Annotated in this window: 8 protein-coding genes; 5 read left to right on the top strand and 3 right to left on the bottom strand. The window is 67.9% G+C overall.

Annotated features, from left to right (window positions below):
- The coding region (locus BLQ91_RS38820; RefSeq protein ID WP_245734296.1) for a transposase at positions 1–269 on the bottom strand (269 nt) is incomplete at its 3' end.
- A 101-nt stretch (positions 270–370) separates the two neighbouring features.
- On the opposite strand from BLQ91_RS38820, the gene BLQ91_RS38815 reads away from it, so the two are divergent.
- Positions 371–1,003, top strand: coding sequence for a tetratricopeptide repeat protein (locus BLQ91_RS38815; RefSeq protein WP_143023080.1), 633 nt, complete (start codon positions 371–373; stop codon positions 1,001–1,003).
- 374 nt (positions 1,004–1,377) lie between these two features.
- On the opposite strand, the gene BLQ91_RS38810 is transcribed toward BLQ91_RS38815, so the two are convergent.
- Positions 1,378–2,064 (bottom strand): M23 family metallopeptidase, encoded by a 687-nt coding sequence (locus BLQ91_RS38810; protein WP_090105473.1) that lies wholly within the window; start codon positions 2,062–2,064, stop codon positions 1,378–1,380.
- 280 nt (positions 2,065–2,344) lie between these two features.
- Between BLQ91_RS38810 and BLQ91_RS41935 the strand changes: the two genes are divergently transcribed.
- The 4 genes from BLQ91_RS41935 (at position 2,345) to BLQ91_RS38790 (ending at position 7,416) form a co-directional block, all read left to right on the top strand.
- Entirely contained in the window at positions 2,345–2,488 is a 144-nt protein-coding gene (locus BLQ91_RS41935; RefSeq protein ID WP_176960199.1) for a hypothetical protein, read from the top strand.
- A 1,065-nt stretch (positions 2,489–3,553) separates the two neighbouring features.
- Positions 3,554–5,314, top strand: coding sequence for an ATP-binding protein (locus BLQ91_RS43950; protein WP_176960198.1), 1,761 nt, complete (start codon positions 3,554–3,556; stop codon positions 5,312–5,314).
- 651 nt (positions 5,315–5,965) lie between these two features.
- Entirely contained in the window at positions 5,966–6,565 is a 600-nt protein-coding gene (locus tag BLQ91_RS38795) for a TetR/AcrR family transcriptional regulator (RefSeq protein ID WP_218130574.1), read from the top strand.
- Positions 6,562–7,416, top strand: a complete 855-nt coding sequence (locus BLQ91_RS38790) for a phytanoyl-CoA dioxygenase family protein (RefSeq protein ID WP_218130573.1) — start codon at positions 6,562–6,564, stop codon at positions 7,414–7,416. The genes BLQ91_RS38795 and BLQ91_RS38790 overlap by 4 nt, the downstream gene beginning before the upstream one ends.
- Here BLQ91_RS38790 and BLQ91_RS38785 read toward each other — a convergent pair.
- Positions 7,406–8,944 (bottom strand): MFS transporter, encoded by a 1,539-nt coding sequence (locus BLQ91_RS38785; RefSeq protein ID WP_090105464.1) that lies wholly within the window; start codon positions 8,942–8,944, stop codon positions 7,406–7,408. The genes BLQ91_RS38790 and BLQ91_RS38785 overlap by 11 nt on opposite strands.
- Positions 8,945–8,952: the final 8 nt, after the last annotated feature.

Raw genomic sequence — 8,952 nt, 5'->3', positions numbered from 1 at the left:
GCCGCGTTCAGCTCGGCCAACAGCGCCTCGTGCAGCCGTTGCCACACCCCGGCCTCGTTCCACTCGGCCAGGCGCCGCCAGCACGTCATCCCGGACCCGAAACCCAGCTCCTGGGGCAGGAACTCCCACTGGATCCCCGTATGCAGCACGAACAGGATGCCCTGCAGGACCAGCCGGTCCGGGATGCGCTTGCGGCCCAGCTTGGGCAGCGCGTACTCCCATCGAGGCAACAACGGCTCGATTCGCGCCCACAGATCGTCGGACACGATCCACGGTGGCTGCTCACCCTTTCTCACCCGTTCATGATCAACGATCATGAACGTTCAGTCACCACAGTTGATCAATCTGTTAGGAACTCTAAGTGGCGTGGGTGCTCGACACCCTGCTGGGCAAGGCTGCCGAGGCGATGCACATGGCACAGCTGGCCTGGAACGCCGCGATCGAGGCCGGGGATCTCGGTGAACAGGGCTGGGCACAGCTCTACCTGAACGCCACCCGAAGCGCCGTCGGCGATCCACCCGCCGATGAGGCCGTTGACGAGCCGCTGAGGTTGTTCGAGAAGTGCGGGAATTTGCTCGGGCTTCATGTCGCACGGACGATGCGGGCCGTGCACTGGCACGGGAAGGGCCGGTTCGGCATCGCCGCCGCGAGTTCGACCGATGTGTTCGGTACTTCCGTCGGGACAGAAATCGTCGTACTCCCGGTCGACGACAACAACCTCGCATACCTGTTGCTGCGTTCGGCGCGCAACCTGGTCGCGCTCGGCGATCTCGACGAGGCACTTCGCCAGTCCGAGGAAGCACTGGAGTTGTTCGCCGTGCACGGCGCGGTGATGGGTCGCGCTCGCGCGTTTCAAGCGTGCGGTGTTGTGCTGCAGGCGCAAGGCGAACACGAGAAGGCACGGATCAAGTTGTCCAACGCGCTCGAGTTGTTCGAGCAGACAAGCAACGCCGGCGTCAGGTGCGCACGCTGGCGAAGCTCACCTTGTCGGCGGAGGCGCTGAACGATCCGGTGACGGCACGCAGAGAGCATGAAAGCGCGCTGGCCCTGATCGACGAGCTCGCGGACACCGGTGTGGCGGCTGAGCTGCGGACAGAGCTAGGTTCACCGTAGTGTCCAGGTCGTGAAGTATCGGTTGTCCGCTTCGGCTCGGTCACGTTCAGGCGGGATGAGCGCGGGTCCGCCGTATCTCTGCCCGGGACCGAAAGCCCGTTGCACGATGGGCGGAGCGTTCCGGCTCGGCGACTTTCTCGCGACATCGCCTAAAGTTATCATTCGCAGCCGGTGTCCCCGCCCGCACAGGAGCGGCATCGGTTCGGGGTGTCGCGCGCCGATCTGCCGCGTGGATTGATCCGGAGCAAGCTTCCCGTGAGGCGGTCAGATGGACACGCCCTGATTCTGCAGCCAGCTCAGGGGGTCGATCGCGCGCACCCCGTTCTGCCATACCTCGAAGTGCAGGTGCGGGCCGGTCGACTGCCCTCGGTTGCCCATCGTCGCGATCTGGTCTCCCGCCCGCACGCTGCGGCCTGTGCTGGTGAGAAGCCGGTCCACGTGGCCGTAGACGGTGATCGTGCCGTCTGCGTGCCGCACGCGCACCCACAGGCCAAAACCGGCGGCAGGGCCCGCGTTTACCACCACCCCGTCCGCAGCGGACCTGATCGGCGTGCCCACGGAGTTCGCGATGTCGACACCGCGGTGTTGCGTTCCCCAGCGTGCGCCGAAACCGGAGGTGAGGACGCCGTTTGCCGGTCTCGCGTATTTCGGTGCGCGTGCCGCGGCCTCGGCTGCTGCAGCAGCAGCCGAGGCCGCAGCTGCTGCTGCAGCAGCAGCGCGTTCACGGACGACTTGCTCGTGGTGGGCCGCCGCCATCCGCAGGGCGTCACGCACCACGGCGCCAGACACTTTTTGCCTGTGCTGCAACAGGTTGATGGTCATGCCCACCACGCCGTCGTTCCCGTGGCTGCCGTCTTTGGCGTAGGCGGACGGACTGCTCGGTACGCCGAGCGTCAGCGCTCCCGCGACCGCCAACGACGTTGCGATAGACCGAGCCTTTGTGTTCTTCATGGATTCCGTTCCATCGGTGCGACTGTCCAATGAGGACCTGGTCAGGCTGGAAAGGCCTGTCTCACATGACACCGGGCCGAGCATCTCGTCACCAGGAAGGATCGGAGGCGGAATCGATCGGCAGAACTGTGGGCCGTCATCAGGCCCGTGGTGGCAGCGAACGGCGCACCATGCGCCCGCGTGTCCACCACAGCAGGGAAGTGGTGCGCGGGAGAGGACTGTGGCGCGAGTGTGGAGGTCGTGCTGACTACAGCACTTCGCATTCTGCCGGTCCTTCCTCATGGTCGCGGGCTGGGCGTGGCCGGTGTACTTGAGCCTCGCGCGCGGCCAGAAGGTCGCGAAGCGAGCCGAGGTGCGGGGCGCCGCCGTCGTCCCGCACCTCCACCACGTTCTGCCCGGCCACGCTGCCGGGGCGACGGACTGACGCGTGCGCAGCATCCTTGAGGGTGGGGGTTCAGTCGTCGACCGGTCCGTCGTTGCGACCGAGGGCCGACGACCTGGTCCGCAAGGTTCGCAGATAACGTTGGACTCAGCTGGCCGGGCGGGGAACCACATCCGCCGTTGATTCCGCTGCGATGGGACTGTGAGCACCAGGCGGAGAGTGCTGAGCGCGAATTCGTGCGCGGCGTCGAGCTTGCAGTTCGTCGCGGCTGCCGTGGACTGCGTATGACGTGGGCGCTTGGCGACGATCTTGGTCGGGCGATGTTCGGTCGTGGCTCCTCCCTGGCGCGTCCCTCGTTCTCGACCGCTGACCCACATGCATGCCGGAGGCTGTGCGCAGTGTTCGCGCGGAGGTCTGCGGCTCCTCAATTCGCACGCTCCAGGGCGACGTTCCGAGCGGGCACTGGCCGCAGCGACGTCTGGAGCACGTCGCTGGACCCGCCCACCGCGAGCCGGCTGAGGTAGGACGACCGATCCGGCGTGACGAAGCGACTGCTTCGCCGGGAATGCGGATGGGATCACCAGCTCCGAAGGAAGTGGTCGCGCCGAAACCGGCGAGTTCTTCGAGGTGGTCGCCGACAGCAAGGTTGGTGACAGAGAGTGTTCGAGACCTCGGGTAGCTGGACCGCATCGTCTCGTCGTACGCGTGGGGCGTTCGAGGTCTCGGCCACGGGCGAATATCAGGATCAAATCGAGTTGTGTACGGTGTGGCGCTCGAACTCATCTGATTATTCCGTGATCATGCCTCCGGCAGTGCTCGAGCGAGAGTCCTCATCGTTCCCGCTGTTGCCAGGGCAGGATCGTCGGCAGAACTCGGCGTTGCCCACCCAGATACTTATGCCGTTGATCCCGACTGGCCGCAGTGTTCCTCATGAGTTTCATCGGCAAATTGTTTGGGTTCGAATGTCGTTGGTATAATTCACCTGATCGTGTAACTTGCTTCGGTTTAGGTCGAGGTCATGGGGATAATGAGGGCATGGCTAACGTGACGGCCGGTCCGGTTTCCTCGGTTGGGGTTTTGCTCAGAAGCTATCGGGTTCGCGCAGGCGTGACACAGGAGGAACTCGCTGAAGCGTCCGGTGTCAGCGTGCGGGCGATCAGCGACATGGAACGCGGGATCGCCAAATGTCCTCAGCGGCGCACGATCGACGCGTTGGTGGGTCCACTGGCGTTGAGCGATGACGAGTCGGCGCAGCTGCGCGAGGTGGCCAAGAGGGCGCGTGTCAGTTCGGCGCCTGAGTCGGTGGCTCTGCCGGCTCAGCGCACCCCCGCTCGTTCTGCTCCAGCTCAGTTGCCGGCCGACCTCAACGACTTCACGGGGAGTGAGCGGGAGCTCGAAGAGCTGCGGCCCTTCCTCCGGGTGCGAATGGCCGGTGGCCAGACCGGCCGTGTCACGCTGCTGAGCGGAGCGCCCGGTACCGGGAAGACGAGTCTGGCCGTGCACGCCGCACACGAACTGGCGGCGCACTTTCCCGACGGGCAGCTGTTCCTCAAGCTGCGCGGCATGTCCAATGGACCCGCCGATGTCGCGGACGTGCTGCAACTCGTGCTGCGGTCGCTCGGCGTGGAGAGCACTCTGATCCCGGCCGAACAGGAGCACAGGGCGTCTCTCTGCCGATCCCTGCTGGCGGATCGCGCCGTGTTGATCGTCCTCGACGACGCGGCTGACGAAGCGCAGGTGCGCCCGCTGCTGGTGGGCGGGCCGCGCTCGGTCACCCTGGTCACCAGCAGGCAGGTGCTACCCGGCCTGGCCGGGGTGGGCAGGTTCGGATTGGGCGTGCTGACGCCGTACGACGCCCTGGCGCTGCTGAGATCGATCGTCGGGGCGGGCCGCGTGTCGGCGGAGTCCGATGCTGCCGAGGATCTCGTCGGGTTGTGCGGAGGCCTGCCGCTTGCGATCCGCATCGCGGGCAACCGGCTCGCGAGCCGCCCGACGTGGCCGCTGTCCTACTTCGTGAGCCAGCTGCGGAGCCGCAACCGGCGGCTGACCGCCCTCACCGCCGGTGATCTCGACGTCCGCAGGGTGTTCGACCTGTCCTACCGCCAGCTCGGCCCCGTGGCCGCTGCCATGTTCCGGCGGCTCGCTCTCGTTCCCGGGCCGGACTTCGCGGTGGAGGCCGCGCGCATGCTGGTCGACGGCCACGAGCGGGACGCGGGCGTGGTGCTCGACGAGCTGGCCGACGCCAGTCTCGTGCAGCCGGCTCCCGAAGACGGTCGCTACCAGCTGCACGACCTGCTGCGCGAGTTCGCCGCCGAGATGCTGACCGAAGCGGAGACGGGCGAGACGGTACGAGAGGTCGAACAACGTCTTGACCGCTGGCTGGTGCGGACGGCGGCGGCTGCGGGCCGTTACTTCCAGCCTTCCTCCAGTGTGAGGACCCCGCCGAAGCCGACCGAGTCCTTCGCCGACAGCGCCGGTGCGCGCAGGTGGCTCGAGACCGAGACGGGGAACTGGCTCGCCGCGTTGCGGAGGTCGGCTGCCCGCGCCGAGCACCACCAGGTCGTGGACCTGGCCAGTGCGATGTACTGGTATCCGGAGTTCGGCGGCACCGCGGACCTCTGGCACGAGGTCTTCACCCTGGCGCTGCAGTCGGCGGTCGCTCTCGGCTGCAAGAGGGAGGAAGCCGCTCAGCGCAACTACATGGCGTGGGTGCTCGGCACGCTGCTGAGCAGTGCGGATGGCGCAGCTGGCTCTGGACGTCGTGGTCGAGGCCGACGATCTGCTGGAGCAGAGCTGGGCTTTGCTCTACCTCAACACCACGCGCAGTCTCCTGGGGGACCCGCTCGCGTCGGAGGAGGCTTTCAGTAAACCCCTGAAGTGGTTCGAGGAGGCCGGGTATCCGTTCGGGCTGCACGTGGCGCGGACGATGCGGGCAGCGCACTGGCAGGCGAAGGGCAGGAGTGCCGCCGCCGCCGCTGAGTTCGCCGAGTGCGTCCGATGCTTCCGGAGGGAGGGCAGCCCGGGAGCCCCGGTGGACGACAACAACCTCGCGTACCTGTTGCTGCGCTCGGCGAACAACCTGGTCGCCCTCGGCTCGTTCGACGAGGCTCTTCGCCAGGCGGAGGAGGTGAGCGAGCTGTTCGCCGCGCACGGCGCGGTGATGGGAGAAGCTCGTGCGCTCCAGTCGATCGGCATCATCCGGCAGACGCAGGGGGCGCAGGAGGAGGCCGAGGCCAGGTTGCCGGACGCGATCGCGACGTTCGAACGCGACGCGTGTCGGAGCCATCAAGCCAACACCCTCGCCAAGCTGGCTTCGTCCTCGGACGCGATGGACGACGCGGTGACATCGCACCGGAAGTGAGTCCGTGAATTACCCGCTGATCCAGGAGTTCTCCGACGTCGTGAGGCCGCAGAGCTGCCGGCGGAGTTGTCCGGCCTGCGTGGCGAGTGACGCCGCGCGGAGCGGGAAGCCGCCGGTCGAGGTAGAAACTGAGTTGAGTTCAACTTAGTATTGGCGCCGTGGAGCAGAACGGTTTGTCCGCCCGCGGCTCGGCCACGTACCGGCGCCTCCTCGAGGTCGCCGCGCGGGAGCTCGCCGAGAACGGTGACGTCGAGGTCGCCACCATCGCGCGGCGGGCGGGGGTGAGCGTCGGGCTGCCGTACCGCTACTTCGGCACGAAGAGCGGGATGCTGCGCGCTGTCGTGACTGACTTCCACGACCGGCTGGACGAGGCGGTCATCGCCAGGGAGTTCGTCGGTGACACGTGGGCCGAGCGGGAACGGGCCCGCGTCGTCGCCTGGGTCGACCATCTCTACGGAGATCCGCTCGCGCCCGTTCTGCTGGGGCGGCTGGGGGACGCGGACTCCGACGGCGTCGCGACCCAGCGCCTGCACGCGGCCATCCGGTGCGGCGCTCGCAACGTGGCACGGGGGCAGCGGGATGGAGATCTGCACGCCGGGCGCGATCCGGAGCTGCTCGTCGCGGCGGTTCTCGGCGGTGTCCACACCGCTGTCACCGTCGCGCTGAGCCGGATACCCCGGCCCGCACCCGCGGATGTCGCCGCCCAGCTGTGGGCTTTCGTCGCCGGTGCGGCCGGCGTGGCAGAGAGGACGTCATGACCGATTTGAGCCCTGAGGTGCGCACGCTGCAAGACCTGTCCGGGGATCTCGCCCGCACGCACCGGGCGACAGGCGGTGCCCGCGAGGCGGGCGCCGCGCAGGCGGATCTCGACGCGTTGGCACGCGACGGCTACGTGATCCTCCCGGACCTGCTGACCGAGGCGGAGTGCGAGCAGATTCGCACGGAGATCACGCCTTTGCTCGGGCCTGCCGGACGCAACGCGTTCGAAGGGCATCGCACGCAACGGATCTACAGCGTGCTGGGCAAGACCAGGGTGGTCGACCGGCTCGTCGACCACCCGCGGGTGCTCGCGCTGCTGGACGCCCTGCTGCAACCCAACTACCTGCTCTCGCAGCTGCAGATCATCAACATCCACCCCGGCGAGGACGCCCAGCTGTTGCACCCCGACGACGGCATGTATCCGGTGCCGCGTCCACGTGCGGCACTGTCCGCCGCCACCGTCTGGGCGATCGACGAGTTCACGGAGGAGAACGGTGCCACCGTCGTGCTGCCCGGCAGTCACCGCTGGCCGGACGGCCGGTTCCCGGCGGAGGACGACCACCGGGTGGCCGCGGTGATGCCCGCCGGGTCGTGCGTCTTCTTCCTGGGCACCCTGTGGCACGGCGGTGGTGCCAACCGCAGTGGAGCACCGCGGCTGGCGGCCACCGCCCAGTACTGCGAACCGTGGTTGCGCACGCAGGAGGCGTTCACCCTCTCGACCGACAGGGACGTCGTTTGCGAGGTGTCCGAGGACATCCGGAGGATGCTCGGCTACAGCATCCACCCGCCGTTCATCGGCATGGTGAACGGCATGCACCCCAAGCGTTTGCTGGGACCTGTCACTTCCTGAGGCCGGTCTTCTTGTTCCGGCCGATCAGCACGATCGGCGTGAGCACGCCGGCCAGCGCCACGGCGGCGCCCAGGGTGTACGACACCGCCATGCCGTCGACGAGCAGCGGAGCGACATTGTTCGTCACCGCTGCCCGCAGCTGCTCGGGCAGGTGGTCGGCGGCGGCGAACCTGCCGCTGCCGATCGCCTCGGCCAGCTTCTCCAGCGCCGCCGGTGGCAGCGGCAGGCCCGCGAGCGCGTCCGGCACGCCGTCCTTGACGTGCCGCAGCGCCAGCGTGCCGGACATCGCCACGCCGAGCACGCCGCCCACCTGCCGGAAGGTCTGTGACACGCCGGCCGCCACGCCCACCCGCTCCGGTTCGACGGAGGCGAGCACGGCGATCGTCGCTGGTGCCATCGCGAACGAGATGCCCAGGCCGAGCAGCACCAGCGACCACCAGTAGGTGTCGAAACCGCTGCCCACCTCCAACCGCAAGAGGCCGATCAGACCGAGCCCCGCGAGCAGCCCGCCGAAGGCCGACACCCACGGGTACGCGTCACCGGCCAGGTGCGCCAGCCGCGGTGCGATCAGCGAACCCACCGCGATCGTCAGGCTCAGCGCGAGGAAGCGGATGCCGGTGTCCACAGCGGACAGGCCGTTGACCGACTGCAGGTACAGCGTCAGCAGGAACATCGCACCGAACAACCCGTAGAACACCAGGAAGTTGATGGCGCAGGAGAACACCACCACCCGGTTGCGGAAGAACGTCAGCGGCAGCATCGGCTGCTCGCAGGTCGCCTCCCGCCACACGAACAGCAGCGCCGCCACGACCGCACCGGCGAACGAGGCGAGCACGTAACCGGCCGTCCACCCCGCCGTGCTGGCCTCGATCATGCCGTAGGTCAGCGCCGCGACGGCGGCCGCGAACAGCGCCTGGCCGAGCAGGTCGAGGTGCTGCCGCTCGGTGCTTTCCGGCTCCGCTCGCAACATCAGCAACGCGAGGACGGACACGACGCCGATCGGGATGTTCAACCAGAAGATGCTCGGCCAGTTGTTGTGCTCCACCAGCACGCCGCCGAGTACCGGCCCGGCGGCGAGCGCGAGCCCGCCGACACCGGCCCAGATGCTCACCGCGCGGGCGCGTTCCTTCGGGCTCTGGTACATCGAGTGCACCAGCGCCAGCGACGTCGTGATCATCACCGAGCCGAACGCGCCCTGCACGAACCGGGAGACCAGCAGCGCGGTGATGTTCTCCGAGAGCGCGCACGCCGCCGACGACACGGTGAACCCGACGAGGCCGGCGAGGAACACCCGATGCCTGCCGAGCACGTCGCCGAGCCGTCCCGAGGTGAGCAGGAAGCAGGCGAAGGTGAGCACGTAGCTGTCGAACACCCACTGCAACCCGCTGACCCCGACGTCGAGGTCGCGCTGCATCTGCGGCAGCGCGACGTTCACGATCGTCGTGTCGAGGTAGACCATGAACAGGCCGAGGCACACGAACGCGAGACGCAGCCCGCGACGGCCGGCTACGAGTTGGTCGACGGACATCGTGGTCT

Source organism: Lentzea jiangxiensis (assembly GCF_900104175.1).
In the GTDB taxonomy this organism is placed as follows: Bacteria; Actinomycetota; Actinomycetes; order Mycobacteriales; family Pseudonocardiaceae; genus Lentzea; species Lentzea jiangxiensis.
This window is presented reverse-complemented; position numbering and strand designations above follow the sequence as displayed.

Bases quoted from the DNA above. Each gene is read 5' to 3' on its own strand.
- BLQ91_RS38810 (WP_090105473.1), bottom strand. From the start codon at position 2,064: ATGAAGAACACAAAGGCTCGGTCTATCGCAACGTCGTTGGCGGTCGCG.
- BLQ91_RS38790 (WP_218130573.1), top strand. From the start codon at position 6,562: ATGACCGATTTGAGCCCTGAGGTGCGCACGCTGCAAGACCTGTCCGGG.
- BLQ91_RS38785 (WP_090105464.1), bottom strand. From the start codon at position 8,944: ATGTCCGTCGACCAACTCGTAGCCGGCCGTCGCGGGCTGCGTCTCGCG.
- BLQ91_RS41935 (WP_176960199.1), top strand. From the start codon at position 2,345: ATGGTCGCGGGCTGGGCGTGGCCGGTGTACTTGAGCCTCGCGCGCGGC.